This window comes from Rhodococcus sp. IEGM 1354 (genome assembly GCF_030056855.1).
Classification (GTDB): Bacteria; Actinomycetota; Actinomycetes; order Mycobacteriales; family Mycobacteriaceae; genus Rhodococcoides.
This window is the reverse complement of record NZ_JASHKT010000003.1, coordinates 213,357-229,770: the sequence shown is the minus strand read 5'-3', so window position 1 is coordinate 229,770 and position 16,414 is coordinate 213,357. Positions and strand designations below refer to the sequence as shown.

The window sequence follows — 16,414 nt, the reverse complement described above, 5'->3', positions numbered from 1 at the left end:
AGATTAGACCCACCCACCGACACGAAAATCAGGCGTTGACGATCGCGTCCAGTGCCGAGTAGAAGATGCCGAGGCCGTCGTCGCTGGGACCGGTCAGTGGCTCGGTGGCGTGCTCGGGGTGCGGCATCAGGCCGACGACTCGACCGTTTGCCGACGAGATGCCGGCGATACCGCGCTGCGAACCGTTCGGGTTGGTGCCGCTGTAGCGGAACACGACCCGGCCTTCGCCTTCGAGCTCGTCGAGCACGTTCTGCGGTGCCTGAAACCGGCCCTCTGCGTTCTTGACCGGAATCAGGATCTCGGCATCCTGCTCGTATCGCGACGACCACGCCGTACCAGCATTCTCGACCTTCAACCACTGGTCGCGGCACACGAAATGCAGGCCCTCGTTGCGCGTCAACGCACCGGGAAGCAGTCCGACCTCGCACAGCACCTGAAAACCGTTGCAGATACCCAAGATCGGCATCCCGCCCTCTGCCGCCTTGACGACGGACTCCATCACAGGAGCGAAGCGGGCGATCGCACCGGCCCGCAGATAGTCGCCGTACGAGAATCCGCCGGGGACGACGATGGCGTCGACGTTCTTCAGATCGGCATCGGCGTGCCACAGGCTGACGGCCTCGCCGCCGGCGAGAGTCACGGCGCGGGATGCGTCGACGTCGTCGAGAGTTCCGGGGAAAGTGATGACTCCTACGCGGGCGCTCATGAGATGCGGGTCACTTTCCAGTCCTCGATCACCGTGTTGGCGAGCAGCGATTCCGCAATTCTTTCGAGCTCGGAGTCGTCGACGGAATCGTCGATCTCGAGCTCGAAGCGCTTGCCCTGACGAACGTCGGACACACCGGAGACTCCCAGCCTGCCCAGCGCACCTGCGATGGCCTGACCCTGCGGATCGAGAATCTCGGCCTTGGGCATGACATCGACTACGACTCGGGCCACGAAAGCGCTCCTTGAAATACGTACAGCAAGACAGTTACCGGCAGGTGGGAGTCTACGCAGCCCTGGCCAGCGGAGCGAAACCGCGCTTACTGTGGAGTGCATGCGGCTGACACACTTCGGACATTCCTGCGTTCTGGTCGAACTCAACGGCACCACGGTGCTGTTCGATCCCGGCACGTTCTCTCACGGATTCGAGGGGATCACCGGGCTCGACGCCATCCTGGTCACTCACCAGCACCCCGATCATGTCGATCTGCAGCGCCTTCCTGCACTTCTCGACGCCAATCCCCGCGCCGAGCTGCATGCCGATCCCATGACGGCAGGCCAACTCGGGGGCAAGTGGAACGCGGCCCCGGCGGGCAAGGCCTTCTCCGTGGGCGGCATCACCGTCACCGGCGTCGGCGGCACGCACGCCGTCATCCATCCGGAACTGCCGGAGATCGACAACACCGGTTATCTGCTCGGTACTCCGGAGAACCCGGGGCAACTGTTCCATCCGGGTGACTCGTTGTTCGTTCCCGAGCAACAGGTCGAGGTACTGGCATTGCCCGCGGCAGCGCCGTGGTCGAAGCTGTCCGAGACGGTCGAATTCCTCCGTGCGGTGGCACCGAGGATGGCGTTCCCCATTCACCAGGCCGTCGTTGCCGAACAGGCGAGGGGCATCTACTACGGCCGCTTCAAGGACATGTCCGACGCCGAAATCCGCGAACTACCCGAGGAATCGTCCGTCTCGATCTAGCCGGTGACCTCGGGCGGAAGGGTGCCGATCATGGTCACTTGCGTTCCGTCCCACTGGTAGTCGATCGTGGCGGGTCCGCCGGTCGGGTTCGCATTCGCGTCACCGGCGAGTGGCCAGCGGTAATTCACTGTGATCGTGTCGGAGGATTGCGCCGCCACCGACGTGAACCCGTACGGCTCCAACGTCGCAGTGCCGAGGTACTCGGCGTCGTGAAAGAAGAGCAGATGCGTCGGCGAGCTCACCGTTGCCCCGTACGGCAGGGCTTCGACCCAGGTGAACGACGCACAGGGATCGCCCATGTCGGTGGCGACCCACGGTGAATCTGCGAACACGAGCGGCAGCGAGTCCACCGCCTGCGGTACCGGCCCCCACGTCAGATCCAGGCACAGCGGCTCGGCTTCCGACGGACCCATGGGAACCAGGTCGCTGGCCTCCTCGGGGGGCGTTCGCTGCGGCTGCGTTCCTTCGGTGACGGTGGCCGGGTCGGGTGTCACCGGTGCCGGACTTGCCTGGGTGGTTGCCTGGGTGGTCGGCGGAACCGCCGAGGACGGCGACGCCGAGGGGGTTCCTTGCTCCGCTCCGCCGCAGCCGAAGAGGGCTGTTGCACTGATTACGAGGAGTAGAAGTCGTTTCATGAAGACCACCTGGTTCGATTTGCCCGACGCCAGGTATGTCCCCTCGTAAACATGTTCCGTTACATCACATTTCGATCAAGGGGTCGTTACATTCACGGCGCAGGCGATTATTGCTCCACTCGTCGTGCGCTCTGCGGTAGATCAGCGGATGTCGCCGCCGAGTGGAGCGCCAGTTGCACTCGTCAGTCGAGCCGAACCAATTCCCGCAGTGCCGACTCGTCAACCGCGTCGAGTCCGTCCAAGAATGCAGCAGCGAAGGTTCCCGGCCGCGACGTCGAGCGAGCAGCGATCTCCGACGCGGCCGCCACGTGCGCGTGCGCGGCGACGGCACCGATCAACGCAGACGGAGAAACGGAGCAGTACGCCGCCGTCAGCGCACCCAATGCGCATCCGGTGGCCGTAACTCGTTGCAGCAGTGCGCTTCCGCCGCCGATCTTCACCACGGAGTCATGCCCGAAGATGTGGTCGACCTCCCCCGAGGCCGCCACGACCTCGGCTCGGTCGAGGAGCGAACGCGCCGCGTCGACGGAATCCGCAACGTGCGCAGACGAATCCACGCCTCTCGATCCACCCTCAGCGCCCGCGAGTCCCATCACCTCGGACGCATTCGCGCGAATCACACTGGGCCGGTTGGCAAGTAGCTCGACGGCCACCTGAGTTCGCCAGGGAAGACCGCCTGCGCCCACCGGATCGAGTACCCACGGCTTACCCGCTGCTCGCGCGGCAGCCGATGCCAGACGCGAACTTTCCACTTGCGCGGCCGTCGGTGTTCCGAGATTGACCAGTACCGCGTCGGCGATCTCGGCAAAGCCGGCCGCTTCCTCCGGATTGTCGACCATCGCTGGGGCTGCACCTGCTGCGAGCAGAGCATTTGCTACGAATTGCACCGACACCGTGTTGGTCAGACACTGCACCAGCGGATTGCGATCACGCAGCAGTCGATGCGCGGCAACGATGTCGTCCAGGGTCACACACGAGGCATTCATCGCTCTCGAGTCTACGACCGCTCCCGTCCGCGTCAATGGACCATCGCATACGTCTGAGCGCTGCAGTGTGACATTCACGCAGCTACCCTCTGCACGTCAATGGCACTGTGCATACGTCTGGGGAGTGCAATGGTCCATTGACGCGGGGCGGGGGTTGGGGCGGGGCGGCGGTGAGGCAGCGAGGAGTCAGGCCACGCGGGCTTTGGTGCGCGGGATCCATTCGTAGACTCCGGCTGCGGCATCGTGGTGCAGGGAGAGGTCGATGGCATCGAGGATTGCCTGTCGCGGCGCGGGACGTCCGAGTTGTTTGGCGCTGATGGCCAGGCGCACCACTCCCCCGCGTCGGGCGGTGCGGCCGGCCCCGAGCACGAGGGCTTTGAACCACCAGGGTTCGGCTTTGAAGCCTTCGCCGATTCCCCATACCCGAGACCGGATGGTGCCGTCGCGGTCGATGTCGTGAATACCGTTGAGCGAGGCGATCATTCGGAATCCTGCGTCGGGCAGTGCCTCGATGGCCCCGGGTGAGGCGATCCAGCGCGGCGCTGCGAACACTCGGGTACGCAGGCCGGTCTGTTCCATCACGCGGTCGGCTGCCATCAGGCGAAGTCGGGCTTCGTGACGCGGCAGTGCGGAGAATTCGGAGCGTCGACGCTTCGTCGCGGCCTGGTCGTAGCCGTGCAGAACGATGGCGTCGCCGCCGTCGCGTCGGGCCCGCAACCACTCCTGGGTGGGCACGTCGGCTGCGAGACGGTATTTGTCTTTCAGGCGCGGTGCGACGAGCAGCGACAGCGGGACGCCCCGTCCGTCGAGTTCTCGCGCGAACTCGGCGGCATGCTCGTAGGTGTCGTTCTTGATTCCGCTCACCGACACGATCAGGCGTCCAGACATGACTCGAGCCTCGCACACCAGCGTGAACGAGGCTCGACGTCGATGCAGACAGAAGCTAAACGGCGATCGTTTCCTTCGGCAGGATCTTGTCGATCGCGGCGAGCACCTCGGGTGCGTCCGGCTCGGTGCGCGGGCGGAACCGGTTGGTGACGACGCCATCCGGGGAGATCAGGAACTTCTCGAAGTTCCACTGAACGTCTCCGGCTGTGCCGTCGGCGTCCTCGGTCTTGGTCAGTTCGGCGTAGAGCGGGTGCCGGTTGTCACCGTTGACGTCGACCTTCTCGGTCATCGCGAACGTGACGCCGTACGTGGTGGAGCAGAAAGTTTCGATTTCTTCGGCGGTGCCGGGCTCTTGGCCACCGAACTGGTTGCACGGCACCCCGACGACCGACAGGCCACTGGCGGAGTACTCGTTGGCGAGCTTCTCCAGCTTTTCGTACTGCGGGGTCAGTCCGCACTTGGATGCGACATTGACCACGAGGACGGCCCGTCCGGCGTACTCGTCGAGCGAGGTGGGCGCACCACCCAGCGTGTTGATGCCGATGTTCTGAACTTCAGTCATCATCCGAACTTACCTGTGAGTACCGACAGAATGGAACCGACGCACAAAAGCAAGTACGACCCCGCTGGTGGCAGGGCCGTACTTGCGTTCTTCCGAACCGGGCGACGGAGGGATGCGCGTCGCCCGGCAGGTTCTTATGCCTTGGCGGCGTTCTTTTCGATGATGACCTGCTTGTCTGCGGGTGCGTCGTCTTCGGGGTAATGGTCGTCGACCATGGTTTCCTCGTCGAACGGCAGGTTGCCGTCGAGCACCGTGTTGACTCGTTCCTTGTCCAAGGTCTTGGTCCAGGTGCCGACCAGCAAGGTGGCAACGGCGTTACCCGAGAAGTTGGTGACGGCGCGGGCTTCGGACATGAAGCGGTCGATTCCGACAATGATCGGGACGCCGTCCAGCAGCTGAGGGGCATGACTTTCCAGGCCGCCGGCTAGCGTGGCCAGTCCGGCTCCGGAGACTCCGGCTGCGCCCTTGGAGGCGATGATCATGAACAGCAGCAGCGAGAACTGCTCGGGGATCGAGAGCGGCAGGTTCATGGCGTCGGCGATGAAGATCGAGGCCATCGTCAGGTAGATCGCGGTGCCGTCCAAATTGAACGAGTAACCGGTGGGGACGACGATGCCGACGGTGGTGCGCTCGACTCCGACGTGTTCCATCTTGGCGATCAGACGCGGCAGGGCCGACTCGGACGAGCTGGTGGCGACGATGAGCAGGTACTCACGGGCCAGGTACTTGACCAGCTTGAAGATCGAGAAGCCGGAAACGAACTTCAAGATCAGGCCGAGGAAGAAGAACACGAAGATGAAGCAGGTGACGTAGAAGGCCAGCATCAGAGTGCCGAGCTGCAGTACCGCGTCGAATCCGGTCTTGCCGACGACACCGGCGATGGCACCGAAGGCACCGATCGGGGCGAGCCACAGGATCATCGTCAGGATGCGGAAGACGAGCTTCTGTACTGCACCGATGCCCTTGAGGATGCCTTCGCCGCTCTTGCCCATGGCCTGCAGGGCGAAGCCGACGAGGATGGCGACGAACAACGTCTGCAGTACCGAGCCTGCGGTGAGCGACGACAGCAGGGAGGTCGGAATGATGCCTGCGATGAAGTCCATCGTGCCGCCGGCCGCCTCGGCCGTCTTGACCAGTTCATCGGCTCCGCCGCTGGGCGGAATGTCCAGACCGTCACCGGGCTGGATCAGGTTGCCGACGACCATGCCGATACCGAGCGCGATGGTGGACATGCTGAGGAAGTAGGCCAGGGCCAAGCCGCCGACGCGACCGACACTGGCTGCCGCGCGGACCGAACCGATGCCCAGGACAATGGTGCAGAAGATGACCGGGCTGATCATCATCTTGATCAGGCTGACGAACAGCGTGCCGAGCACAGCCAGCGAGACGCCGAAGTCCTTCCACACCAGGCCGACGATGACTCCGGCGATGACGGCGATGATCACCGCGATGTAGAGCCAGTGAGTCTTGTCGCGCTTCTTCTTGGGCTCAGTGGGCGGATTGTCGAACCGCTCCGCATCGATGGTTGTCATGAATGTTCCTTCTGATTCAAGTGAAGCGCGAGTCGAACTGCGGACTTCGTAACTGTCGCGGGTGGAGTGAGGTGGGTCACCCCTGCTGAGAGATGATGTTGCTGCACCCAGTGACTGGAGTCACCTATACGTTCATTCTGTTCACATCGATGTTTCTTGTCCGAAAGGAATGTGTTGTTCTCGAAGCGGCCGCTGAGCGTGGCGGGCCAGGTTTTGGTCCTGCAACTGGTCGTCATGGCCGTCGTCGTTCTCGCCGGCGGGATACTGACGATCCTCAACGAGAGGTCCAACAGCGACGACGCCACCCGACGTGAGGTGACGGCGATCGCGGTGAGTATCGCCAACGAACCGTCGACGCCGCTGGCCATCGAATCCGACGACCCGACGTCTCGTCTGCAGCCGGAAACGGAGAAGATCAGGCAGGTCACCGGGGTCGATTTCATTGTCGTCATGGCTCCCGATCGCACCCGCTTCACGCACACCACCGTCGACCTGATCGGTAAACCGTTCAGCGGCAACATCGATCGCGCACTGCTCGGCGAGACGTTCACCGAGACGTACGTGGGCTCTCTCGGCCCGTCGATCAGGGCGGTCACACCCGTCACCGATACCGACGGCGAGATCGTCGGTCTCGTGTCCGCTGGAGTCACCCGCCAGAAGATCAGCGATCAGTTCCTGCAAGGCCTGCCGTTGATCCTCGCCGTCGTGCTCGCGGCCTTCGTCGTCGCTGCGGCCGGTTCGACGCTGCTCAGCCGCAGGCTACGGCGTCAGACATTGGGAATGGCTCCGGCCGAATTGCGGACGATGTACGAGCATCACGACGCCGTTCTGCATTCCATCGGCGAGGGCCTGTTGGTGTTCGGACGCAGCGACGAGGCGGAGTTGGTCAACGACGAGGCCCGACGCCTTCTCGACCTACCGGACGGGCCGGTATCGCTGACGTCGTTGCCGGAGTCGATGCAACAAATGGACACCGGGATCGTCCGCGGTGAGCTGCATCTGACGAAGGACCGCGTACTCGTCGTCAACCAGGATCCGGTCATGTGGGAGGGCAAACGCCTGGGTAACGTCCTGACGATTCGCGATCAGACCGAGTTGCGTTCGTTGATGGGCGAATTGGATTCGGTGCGCAGTTTCGCAGAGTCACTGCGCTCGCAGGCGCACGAGGCGGCGAATCGGTTGCACACGGTCATCACGATGGTCGAACTCGGTCGGCCCGAAGAAGCCGTCGAATTCGCGACGGCCGACCTCGAACTCTCCCAGACGCTCATCGACCGGTTGATGAACGCGGTCGGCGAGCCTGCGCTCGCGGCGCTGTTGCTCGGCAAGGTCAGCCAGGCTGCCGAACAGGGCGTCGAGCTGACGATCACCGACGACACGGCGATGGAGCACGAAGGGGTTCTGACTGCTCGCGAATTGGTGACGCTGGTGGGCAATCTGATAGACAATGCGATCGATGCCTCGAAAGAATCCGACCAGCCGTGGGTCGAAGTGACGGTTCGCGACGCCGACGGTGAACTCGTCGTCCGAGTGGCCGACAGCGGTCCCGGCATGCCACCGGAAACCCTGAAAGCTGCTCTCCGGCGCGGATACTCGACCAAATCCGGATCTCGCGGACTCGGCCTCGCGTTGGTGACGCAGGTGATCACGCGGCACGGTGGCACGTTGACCTCGGAAGTGACGTACGGGTCGGTGTTGGTTGCGACCATCCCCGGAGCGACGTCGTGATCCGCGTACTGATCGTCGACGACGAACCGCTCATCGCCGAGGCCCACAAGACGTACGTCGAGCGCACCCCGGGCTTCGAGGTTGCCGGGGTGGCGCACACAGGCGCTGCGGCCATGAGATTCGCCAGCACCGAACCCGTCGACCTGGTGCTGCTCGACATCGGGCTGCCCGACGCCAGTGGCATCGACGTGGCAGCGGCCCTCGGCGGCCTGCGTCCGAGCCCCGACGTCATTGCCATCACCTCCGAACGTGATCTGTCGGTAGTGCGTTCGGCCGTGGCCCACGGCATCGTGCTGTATCTGCTCAAGCCGTTCACGTTCGCGGCGTTTCGAGACAAGCTCGAGCGCTACCGCGAATTCCACGATGCATTACCCGCCGGTGAGAACGCGTCGAGTCAACGAGACATCGACCGTGCGATGGCACACCTGCGCACGGCCGACGAACGCGTCTCCACCCCCAAAGGCATTGCCCCACAGACGATGGACGGCATCACCGCCTCCGTCAAGCAATCCGTCGACGGCCTCAACGCCTCCGAGGCCGCGAAAGTCGTCGGAGTGTCCCGGGTGACGGCCTGGCGCTACCTCGAACGACTGGCCGACGACGGCCTGGTCACCCGGCACACCGAATACGGTAAGGCCGGGCGACCGCAGGTCCGCTATGTGTGGCGTTAGAGCGGCTGGCGCCGCATGTGAGTGGAAATTCGTAGCAGGCTACGAATTTCCACTCACATGGGCACCGGTCTTGTCGACGATCCAGGCGTACTCGAAGGCCGCTTCCTTCCATTTCTCGTAACGACCGCTCACGCCGCCGTGTCCGGCGCTCATTTCGGTCTTGAGCAGCAGATCCGAGTCCCCCGCCTTCGTGGCACGCAGGGCCGCAACCCATTTGGCGGGCTCGACGTAGAGGACGCGGGTGTCGTTGATGGACGTGATCGCGAGGATAGACGGGTAGTCCTTGGCCTCGACGTTCTCGTAGGGGCTGTACGACTTCATGTATTCGTACACCTCCTTGTCCGCCAACGGGTTTCCCCATTCGTCCCATTCGATGACCGTCAGCGGCAACGACGGATCGAGGATGGAGGTGAGCGGGTCGACGAACGGCACGTTGGCAAGGATGCCGTTGAACAGCTCGGGTGCAAGGTTGGCCACCGCTCCCATCAGCAGTCCGCCTGCGCTGCCACCGTCGGCGACCAGATGCTTCGGTGAGGTGCGGCCGGTGTCGATGAGATGCTGTGCGGCAGCGATGAAGTCGGTGAAGGTGTTCTTCTTCTGCAGCGTCTTGCCCTGGTCGTACCAGTGCCTACCCATCTCGCCGCCGCCGCGCACGTGTGCGACGACGAAGACGATGCCGCGGTCGAGCAGAGACAACCGCGCCACCGAGAACGACGGGTCCATCGATGCTTCGTACGACCCGTAGCCGTACAGCAGCGTCGGCGCAGGCCCCTCGGGGACGTCCTTGCGAGCGATGACCGACAGCGGAATCTGTGTTCCGTCCGGCGCGGTCGCCCACTCTCGATGCTGCACATAGTCGCCGGCGTCGAACTCACCGAGAACCGGCTGCGATTTGCGGAGCAGCAATTCCCCGCTCGCAATATCCAGGTCGTAGACCTGACCGGGCGTGATGAACGAGGTGTAGACCATCCGCAGCAACGGCTGATCCCATTCCGGGTTCGAGCCCGCACCGACGGAGTAGAGCTCCTCGTCGAATTCGAGCTCGCGGTACTCGCCGTATCCCTCGTCGGTCAGCGGCCAGATCGCCATGCGGGTCAACGCTTCTCGGCGGTAGGTGAAGATCAGGTGTCCGGCGAAGGCGTCGATGTCCTCGACTCGGACGTCATCGCGATGCGGAACCAGAATGCGCTGATCGAGTGGATCGCTCACCGGGGCCTCGGCGAGCAGGAAGTTCTCGGCCTTCTCCCCCTCGGTACCCCAGCCGTTGACCGAGCCGTTGTGGGTGATCAGGAAGCGATCCTCACCGGCCACGACGGCGTGTTCGATGCTGTACTCGATGCCGTCCGTGCGCGGCAGTACGACGCGGAACTCGCCCTCGGGATCGGTGGATTCCAGGACGAGGCACTCGGAGGTGATCTTGGAGCCGACCCAGATCATCAGGTACTTCTCACTGCGCGTGGAACCGAATCCGACCCAGTAGCTCTCGTCGGGCTCGTGAAACACTTTGACGTCCTCGGCTTTGCCGAGGGTGTGCCGCCAGACGGTGTCGGGACGCCAGGACTCGTCGACCGTCAGGTAGAACACGTGGGTGGCGTCGGCGGTCCAGGTGGCTCCCGGCGCGACGTTCTCGATGGTGTCGGCGAGCAGCTCACCGGTCTCGAGGTTCTTGAAACGCAGCGTGTACCGCTCGTCGCCCTCGGTGTCGGTCGAGTACGCCAGCAACGTGCCGTCGAGGCTGATCGAGAATGCCCCGAGCGAGAAGAAGTCGTGACCCTCCGCTTCGACGTTGGCGTCGAGCAGGATCTGCTCCCCCGGCACGTCCACATCGGACGACAGTGTCGGCGGTGTCCAGTCGTCGGGAGAGTCGACGGGGCAACGGCATTGGAGGCCGTACGACTTTCCCTCGACGGTGCGCGAGTAGTACCACCACTGGCCCATGCGCGTCGGCACGGACAGGTCGGTCTCCTGGGTGCGCGATTTGATCTCGTCGAAGATCTTGCCGCGGAGTGCTTCCAGACCGGCCGTCTGCTGCTCGGTGTACGCGTTCTCGGCCTCGAGGTAAGCGATCACCTCGGGGTCTTCCTTCGCGCGCAGCCACTCGTAGTTGTCGATGAACGTGTCGCCGTGATGAGTGCGCTCGAGCGGCACTTTCTTGGCAACGGGAGGGGTGATCGTCATGGCGTGACCCAATCGTCGAAGTTCAGGCCCGAGATGCGCTCGTAGGCCTCGATGTAACGGCTGCGCGTTGCGGCGACGACGTCGTCGGGCAACGATGGCGGTGGGGTGTCGGACGCACGGTCCCAGCCGGATTCGCCGGTCAGCCAGTCCCGAACGAACTGCTTGTCGAAACTGGGCTGAACGCGACCTTCTTCGTACGAATCAGCAGGCCAGTAGCGCGAGGAATCGGGGGTGAGCACCTCGTCGGCGAGCACGAGGTTGCCGTCGGCGTCGGTACCGAACTCGAACTTTGTGTCCGCGAGAATGATTCCGCGTTCCAGAGCGAAGTTGGCTGCACGCGAATAGATCTCGATGGTGTCTTCGCGGAGCTTGAAGGCCAGCTCGGCACCGACCAGTTCGACGGCCTGGTCGAAGGTGATGTTCTCGTCGTGCTCGCCGAGTTCGGCCTTGGCGGCAGGAGTGAAGATCACCTCGTCGAGTTTGCTCGATTCGATCAGGCCGGGCCGCAGTTCGACGCCGCACACCGCTCCGGTCGCGTTGTAGTCCGCCAACCCGGACCCGGCGAGGTAGCCGCGAGCGACGCATTCGATCGGCACCATGTTCAGCTTCTTCACTACCAACGCACGGCCGAGCAGTTCGGCGGGGATGCGTTCGTCGAGCGGATCGCCGGCCAGGTGGTTCACACCGCCGAGTTCCTCGAAGAAGAAGACGCTCATCGCCGTCAACACACGTCCCTTGTCCGGGATCGGGGTGTCGAGGATGTGGTCGTACGCCGAGATTCGATCGCTCGCGACGAGCAGCAGATGCGCGTCGTCGATGGTGTAGAGATCGCGGACCTTGCCGCCGGCCAGATGCTCGTAGCTACTCAATGATGGTCGCACGGTGCTCAACACTATCTGGGCCGGTGGCCGCGGGGGTGCCGGCAGGCATCAGACTGATAGCCGTGGCAACGAAAAACACGACGTCGGATGTCGGATTCCGCTCCGAACGCGGACCGATACTGGTTGCGCTCATGCTGAGCACGTCTCTGGTCGCTCTCGACGCGACGATCATCGCCACGGCGGTGCTGTCCATCGTCGACGACCTGGGCGGGTTCACGCAGTTTCCGTGGCTGTTCTCGATCTATCTTCTGGCGCAGGCCGTATCGGTGCCGCTGTACGGAAAACTGGCCGACCTGTTCGGCCGCAAGAAGATCATGCTGTTCGGCATCGCGGTGTTTCTGCTCGGCTCGATCCTCTGCGGGCTGGCCTGGAGTATGCCCGCACTCATCGCCTTCCGGGCGGTCCAGGGTCTCGGCGCGGGTGCCGTGCAACCGATGGCCATCACCATCGCCGGCGATATCTACACCCTGGCCGAGCGCGCCAAGGTGCAGGGTTACCTCGCCAGCGTATGGGCGATCTCCTCGGTACTCGGCCCGGCCCTCGGGGGAATTTTCTCCGAGTTCCTGACGTGGCGCTGGATCTTCTTCGTCAACATTCCGCTCTGCGCGCTGGCCGCGGTGATGCTGTGGCGCAAGTTCGACGAGGGTGCCGTGGAACGCACCAAGCCGAAGATCGACTACCTCGGTGCCGGGCTGCTGACCGTCGGCGCAGCGATGGTGCTGCTCGGCCTGCTCGAAGGCGGCCAGTCCTGGGCGTGGGGTTCGCCGATCAGCATCGCGATCTTCGTCGTGGGCTTCCTGCTGCTGGCGGTGTTCGCGTGGGTCGAGTCCCGCGCCGAGGAGCCGATCCTGCCGCTGTGGGTGTTCACCCGGCGGGTGCTGGTGGTCAGCAGCGTCATCTCGTTGCTCGTCGGGGCGCTGATTCTCGGGCTGACGTCCTACGTACCGACCTTCGTGCAGGGCGTGTTCGGCACCGGAGCGATCGTCGCCGGCTTCTCCCTGTCCACTCTGACCCTCGGCTGGCCGATTGCGGCATCTCAGTCCGGTCGCGTGTATCTGCGATTCGGCTTCCGAGCAACCGCCGTGGTGGGAGGCTCGATCGGCAGTGTGGGTGCGGTACTGACAACGCTGCTCGACGCCGAATCCCCGATCTGGCACGTGGCGGCCTCTTGTTTCGTCATCGGACTCGGCATGGGCCTGATCGCGAGCCCTACGTTGATCGCAGCGCAATCCAGCGTCGATTGGGCCGAGCGCGGCGTGGTCACCTCCACCAACATGTTCGCCCGCTCCATCGGTAGCGCGGTCGGTGTCGCGGTGTTCGGTGCCATCGTCAACTCCCGCGTGTCCGAGAACCCCGAACCCGAACAGCTCTCCGACGCCATTCATCTGGTCTTCATCGGGGTTCTCGCTGCGGCCGTGATCATGACCGCGGCAGCGGTCCTCATGCCGAAACGAACAGCAAAGTAGCGTTCTCTACATGTCCATCATTCATCGCGCCACGCTCGTTCCCGCGAAATTGGACGCGATCGCAGCCTGGATTCCGACGCAGGAGTGGTGGGCCGGTCGGGATATCACCGACCTCGAGGCCGTCGGCGCGTATCGTTTCGACGATCCGGCCGGAGACGTCGGCGTCGAAACCCACCTCGTGCGGACGCCGTCGGGCACGGTGTTTCAGGTACCCCTGACGTACCGCAACGCCCCACTGGACGGAGCCGACGCGTATCTCGTTGCCACGATGGAACATTCGGTACTGGGTCAGCGTTGGGTCTACGACGGCGTCGGCGATCCGGTCTATGTGGCGGTGACCACCGCGGCCATCGTCGACGGTGCCGAACAGGCGGAACTGGTGGTGCACTCGCCCGACGGTTCTCGAACGGTACGTGAATCCACCACGCGGGTCCGGGGTACCGGCGGGCACCCGTCGACGTCGCCCCGCCTGCATGTCCGTCGCGTCATCGACACCACTGCCACCGAACTGCCGCACTTGTTCGGCACCTGGCCAGGCCAGGAGGATCCGATCCCGCTGGTGGAGTTGCGAACCTAGTCTGCAGATCCCTCGAACCAGTGCACCGGACTTGTCACCGAAACCGCGACGGCTGTACCCGGGGCAAATCGATCCGAGGTCCGGGCGATGACCCGAAGTCGCAGCCCGGTAGCTCTGTGCCGCAGAGTCACCGAGGACTCGGGGCCGGTGAAGAACTCGTGCTCGACGACGAAGGAACCGTCCTCCGGATCCGAGACCACCAACTGCTCGGGGCGGAGCAGAACCTGCCCGTCTCCTGTTGCGCGAGTGGTGGTCTCGATTCGTCCGAGGAGTGTCTCGGCGAAATCGCCGTGGCCCACCGCGTCGACGTAGTACGCGTCGCCGACGAAGCTCGCCACAGCCGGCGTGGTGGGGCGCTCGTACAGTGCACGCGGCGTATCGACCTGCGCGCAGCGCCCACCCAGCAGGACCGCAACCCGATCCGCGGTGCCCAGCGCCTCGGCCCGATCGTGGGTGACGAGAATGGACGCGGTCTTGCTGGTGAGCAACAACTCTCGCACGTCCTGCCGAATCGAGGTCCGCAGACCCGCATCGAGAGCGGCGAACGGCTCGTCCATCAACACCACCGAGGGAGCCGGGGCCAGCGCACGCGCCAACGCGATCCGCTGCTGCTGCCCGCCCGAGAGTTCGCTGGGTCGGACCGCACCGGCGTCGGGCAGTCCGACGAGCTCGAGCATCTCGTCGACGCGGCGGGCCCGTTCGGCACGGCCGGACAGGTACGGCCGCACGAACCCTGTGCGCAAACCGAATTCGATGTTCCGGCGCACCGTCAGATGCGGAAACAATCCACCTTCCTGCGGCATCAGGCCTACCCCTCGCTTCTCCGGCGGCACCTGGACACGCCCGCCGACGGAGAGGTCGCGCCCATCGGCGGTGATGCGGCCCGCGTCGATACGGTGCAGGCCTGCGATCGATCGCAGCAGAGTCGTCTTGCCGCAGCCGGAGGGTCCGAGCACGGCGAGCATCTCACCGTCGCCGAGGTCGAGATCGATTCCGTGCAGCACCGTCGTACTGCCGTACGAGGCAACGAGATCGGACATCACCATGCTCATGACAGTGCCACTCGCTTTCGCGTCGTACGCCGCAGCGCCCGCGTCAGGACGATCGTCGGGACGACGGAGATCAGGATCAATGCGAGGGCGTAGGGGGCCGCCTCGCCGTAGCGGAATGCCTCGGTGGTGGACCACAGCGTGGTCGCGAGCGTGTCCACACCGCGGGGGCGCAGCATCAACGTCGCCGGTAGTTCCTTGGCGACGGTCAGGAACACCAGAGCGGCTCCGGCCGCGATGCCGGGCGCGGCGACAGGAATCGTCACCCGCAGGTCGGTGCGCACGCGTCCTGCCCCGAGGGTCCGTGAGACATCCTCCAGCACAACCGGAGTGGCCTCGACGACCGATCGGGTGCTGCCGACGGCCAACGGCAGGAACAGCACCACGTACGCCAGCACCAGCAGCACTGCGGTCTGATAGAACGACGGTAGGAACCTGATTCCGAGAAACACCGTGGCGAGCCCTACCGTGATCCCCGGTAGTCCGTGCGCGATGTAGGTGGACAACTCGGCACCGCGGGCGGCCCTCGACGTGGAACGGGCCGCGAACAACGCGACCGGCAACGCGAGCACGGCCACCACCAGAGCAGCGGTCGCCGAGTACTGAACTGTCTTGGCACTGACAGCCAGCACGTCCGACCAGTCGACGGTGAAGCGCAACGATCGACTCAGCCACCGCACCAGGGCCAGAATCGGTACCAGCACCGAAACACCGAGGGCTGCAACGACAACGGCCAGAGCAGGCACGCGCCACCGGCCCAGAACCACAGGCTCGGCCATCCGGTCGGTTCCCGATCCCACCCTCGCCGTGGCCCCGCGTCGGGCACGCCGTTCGAGGAGGGTCAACACCAACGCGCCCACCACGAGGACCAGCCCGAGAACAGCGGCCGCGGTGCGATCGAGTCCGCCGCGATAGGCACTGTAGATGCCGAGAGTGAAGGCGTCGTACCGCATCAGCGCCACCGCCCCGAAGTCACTGATCGTGTACAGCGACACCAGCAGTGCACCTGCTGCCGCAGCCGGAACGACGCGGCGACACTCGACCGTCAACGCGGTCCGCACCGCCCCGCGACCCAGGGTGCGAGAGACCTCGGCCAACGACGGGTCAGCGGTGGCGAACGCCGCGGACACCGGCAGCATCACCAGCGGGAAGCACGACAATGTGAGCACCAGCGCGGCACCGGAAAAGCCTGCCAACGAGGGGAATTCGGCAATCCACAGATAACCGGAGACGTACGACGGGATGGCCAGCGGAGCCGCGAGGATCATCGCGAAGGTGCGTCGACCCGGTAGATCGGTCCGTACGGTCAACCAGGCCAGCAGCGTCCCCACCACGACGGAAGCGACCACCACGGTGAGGGCGAGCGTCGTCGTCCGGACAACGAGGTCGAGCGTGCGTTGCCGCAGAAGCAGCCGCAGGACCTTCTCGGTTCCGCCGTCGAACGCTCGAACGAACAGGTAGACCAAGGGTGTCAGCGTCAGCGCTCCCACGCACAACGCGGCCGTCCCGAGAACGGGACGACCGCCGAAGTGGCGCCGCCGAAGCGGCTGGAGTGCAGACACGAACCCGGAATCGAGCACCGA

The 16,414-nt window shown here is 64.5% G+C and carries 16 protein-coding genes; 5 read left to right on the top strand and 11 right to left on the bottom strand.

From position 1 onward, the window contains the following. Window positions 1–28 precede the first annotated feature (28 nt). Window positions 29–706: a phosphoribosylformylglycinamidine synthase subunit PurQ gene (gene purQ / locus QM588_RS08220; protein WP_283312558.1), complete on the bottom strand. Its 678-nt coding sequence runs from the start codon at window positions 704–706 to the stop codon at window positions 29–31. Then, on the bottom strand, window positions 703–939 hold the full coding sequence (gene purS, locus QM588_RS08215; RefSeq protein ID WP_283312557.1) for a phosphoribosylformylglycinamidine synthase subunit PurS: 237 nt from the start codon (window positions 937–939) through the stop codon (window positions 703–705). The genes purQ and purS overlap by 4 nt, the downstream gene beginning before the upstream one ends. A 100-nt stretch (window positions 940–1,039) precedes the next feature. Between purS and QM588_RS08210 the strand changes: the two genes are divergently transcribed. Next, window positions 1,040–1,678, top strand: coding sequence for an MBL fold metallo-hydrolase (locus tag QM588_RS08210; RefSeq protein WP_283312555.1), 639 nt, complete (start codon window positions 1,040–1,042; stop codon window positions 1,676–1,678). On the opposite strand, the gene QM588_RS08205 is transcribed toward QM588_RS08210, so the two are convergent. From QM588_RS08205 to QM588_RS08185, 5 genes are all read right to left on the bottom strand, one after another. Further along, window positions 1,675–2,313, bottom strand: coding sequence for an LppP/LprE family lipoprotein (locus QM588_RS08205; protein ID WP_283312554.1), 639 nt, complete (start codon window positions 2,311–2,313; stop codon window positions 1,675–1,677). The genes QM588_RS08210 and QM588_RS08205 overlap by 4 nt on opposite strands. Before the next feature lie 182 nt (window positions 2,314–2,495). Further along, window positions 2,496–3,299: a hydroxyethylthiazole kinase gene (gene thiM, locus QM588_RS08200; RefSeq protein WP_283312553.1), complete on the bottom strand. Its 804-nt coding sequence runs from the start codon at window positions 3,297–3,299 to the stop codon at window positions 2,496–2,498. A gap of 186 nt (window positions 3,300–3,485) precedes the next feature. Further along, window positions 3,486–4,187 (bottom strand): DUF2334 domain-containing protein, encoded by a 702-nt coding sequence (locus QM588_RS08195; RefSeq protein ID WP_283312552.1) that lies wholly within the window; start codon window positions 4,185–4,187, stop codon window positions 3,486–3,488. A 55-nt stretch (window positions 4,188–4,242) separates the two neighbouring features. Further along, complete coding sequence (locus QM588_RS08190; protein WP_027495833.1) at window positions 4,243–4,752, bottom strand: glutathione peroxidase; 510 nt, start codon at window positions 4,750–4,752, stop codon at window positions 4,243–4,245. A 131-nt stretch (window positions 4,753–4,883) separates the two neighbouring features. Next, entirely contained in the window at window positions 4,884–6,281 is a 1,398-nt protein-coding gene (locus tag QM588_RS08185) for a cation:dicarboxylate symporter family transporter (RefSeq protein WP_032386372.1), read from the bottom strand. Between the two features lie 234 nt (window positions 6,282–6,515). Here QM588_RS08185 and QM588_RS08180 point away from each other — a divergent pair, with 234 nt between their 5' ends. Both QM588_RS08180 and QM588_RS08175 read left to right on the top strand, forming a co-directional pair. After that, the gene (locus QM588_RS08180; RefSeq protein ID WP_228139393.1) at window positions 6,516–8,009 is read left to right on the top strand and encodes a sensor histidine kinase; all 1,494 of its coding nucleotides are present in this window, start codon (window positions 6,516–6,518) and stop codon (window positions 8,007–8,009) included. Beyond that, complete coding sequence (locus QM588_RS08175; RefSeq protein ID WP_283312550.1) at window positions 8,006–8,680, top strand: response regulator; 675 nt, start codon at window positions 8,006–8,008, stop codon at window positions 8,678–8,680. Before QM588_RS08180 ends, QM588_RS08175 begins: the two co-directional genes overlap by 4 nt. Window positions 8,681–8,719: 39 nt before the next feature. On the opposite strand, the gene QM588_RS08170 is transcribed toward QM588_RS08175, so the two are convergent. Next, a complete protein-coding gene (locus tag QM588_RS08170) occupies window positions 8,720–10,858 on the bottom strand; it encodes a S9 family peptidase (RefSeq protein ID WP_283312549.1) in 2,139 nt (712 codons plus the stop codon). Next, window positions 10,855–11,739: a phosphoribosylaminoimidazolesuccinocarboxamide synthase gene (locus tag QM588_RS08165; RefSeq protein ID WP_283312548.1), complete on the bottom strand. Its 885-nt coding sequence runs from the start codon at window positions 11,737–11,739 to the stop codon at window positions 10,855–10,857. The genes QM588_RS08170 and QM588_RS08165 overlap by 4 nt, the downstream gene beginning before the upstream one ends. Window positions 11,740–11,801: 62 nt before the next feature. On the opposite strand from QM588_RS08165, the gene QM588_RS08160 reads away from it, so the two are divergent. Then, a complete protein-coding gene (locus QM588_RS08160) occupies window positions 11,802–13,205 on the top strand; it encodes an MDR family MFS transporter (protein WP_283312546.1) in 1,404 nt (467 codons plus the stop codon). A 10-nt stretch (window positions 13,206–13,215) separates the two neighbouring features. Continuing rightward, window positions 13,216–13,782, top strand: a complete 567-nt coding sequence (locus QM588_RS08155; RefSeq protein ID WP_283312545.1) for a CG0192-related protein — start codon at window positions 13,216–13,218, stop codon at window positions 13,780–13,782. Here QM588_RS08155 and QM588_RS08150 read toward each other — a convergent pair. Further along, window positions 13,779–14,828: an ABC transporter ATP-binding protein gene (locus QM588_RS08150; protein WP_283312544.1), complete on the bottom strand. Its 1,050-nt coding sequence runs from the start codon at window positions 14,826–14,828 to the stop codon at window positions 13,779–13,781. The two genes, QM588_RS08155 and QM588_RS08150, sit on opposite strands and share 4 nt — an antisense overlap. Before the next feature lie 2 nt (window positions 14,829–14,830). Beyond that, complete coding sequence (locus tag QM588_RS08145; RefSeq protein WP_283312542.1) at window positions 14,831–16,411, bottom strand: ABC transporter permease; 1,581 nt, start codon at window positions 16,409–16,411, stop codon at window positions 14,831–14,833. Between the last annotated feature and the right edge of the window lie 3 nt (window positions 16,412–16,414).

Excerpts from the sequence above, each read along its gene's own strand:
- QM588_RS08155 (WP_283312545.1), top strand. The coding sequence starts at position 13,216 with ATGTCCATCATTCATCGCGCCACGCTCGTTCCCGCGAAATTGGACGCG.
- QM588_RS08185 (WP_032386372.1), bottom strand. The coding sequence starts at position 6,281 with ATGACAACCATCGATGCGGAGCGGTTCGACAATCCGCCCACTGAGCCC.
- QM588_RS08170 (WP_283312549.1), bottom strand. The coding sequence starts at position 10,858 with ATGACGATCACCCCTCCCGTTGCCAAGAAAGTGCCGCTCGAGCGCACT.
- QM588_RS08195 (WP_283312552.1), bottom strand. The coding sequence starts at position 4,187 with ATGTCTGGACGCCTGATCGTGTCGGTGAGCGGAATCAAGAACGACACC.
- thiM (WP_283312553.1), bottom strand. The coding sequence starts at position 3,299 with ATGAATGCCTCGTGTGTGACCCTGGACGACATCGTTGCCGCGCATCGA.
- QM588_RS08190 (WP_027495833.1), bottom strand. The coding sequence starts at position 4,752 with ATGATGACTGAAGTTCAGAACATCGGCATCAACACGCTGGGTGGTGCG.
- QM588_RS08205 (WP_283312554.1), bottom strand. The coding sequence starts at position 2,313 with ATGAAACGACTTCTACTCCTCGTAATCAGTGCAACAGCCCTCTTCGGC.
- QM588_RS08210 (WP_283312555.1), top strand. The coding sequence starts at position 1,040 with ATGCGGCTGACACACTTCGGACATTCCTGCGTTCTGGTCGAACTCAAC.
- QM588_RS08180 (WP_228139393.1), top strand. The coding sequence starts at position 6,516 with ATGGCCGTCGTCGTTCTCGCCGGCGGGATACTGACGATCCTCAACGAG.
- QM588_RS08150 (WP_283312544.1), bottom strand. The coding sequence starts at position 14,828 with ATGGTGATGTCCGATCTCGTTGCCTCGTACGGCAGTACGACGGTGCTG.
- purQ (WP_283312558.1), bottom strand. The coding sequence starts at position 706 with ATGAGCGCCCGCGTAGGAGTCATCACTTTCCCCGGAACTCTCGACGAC.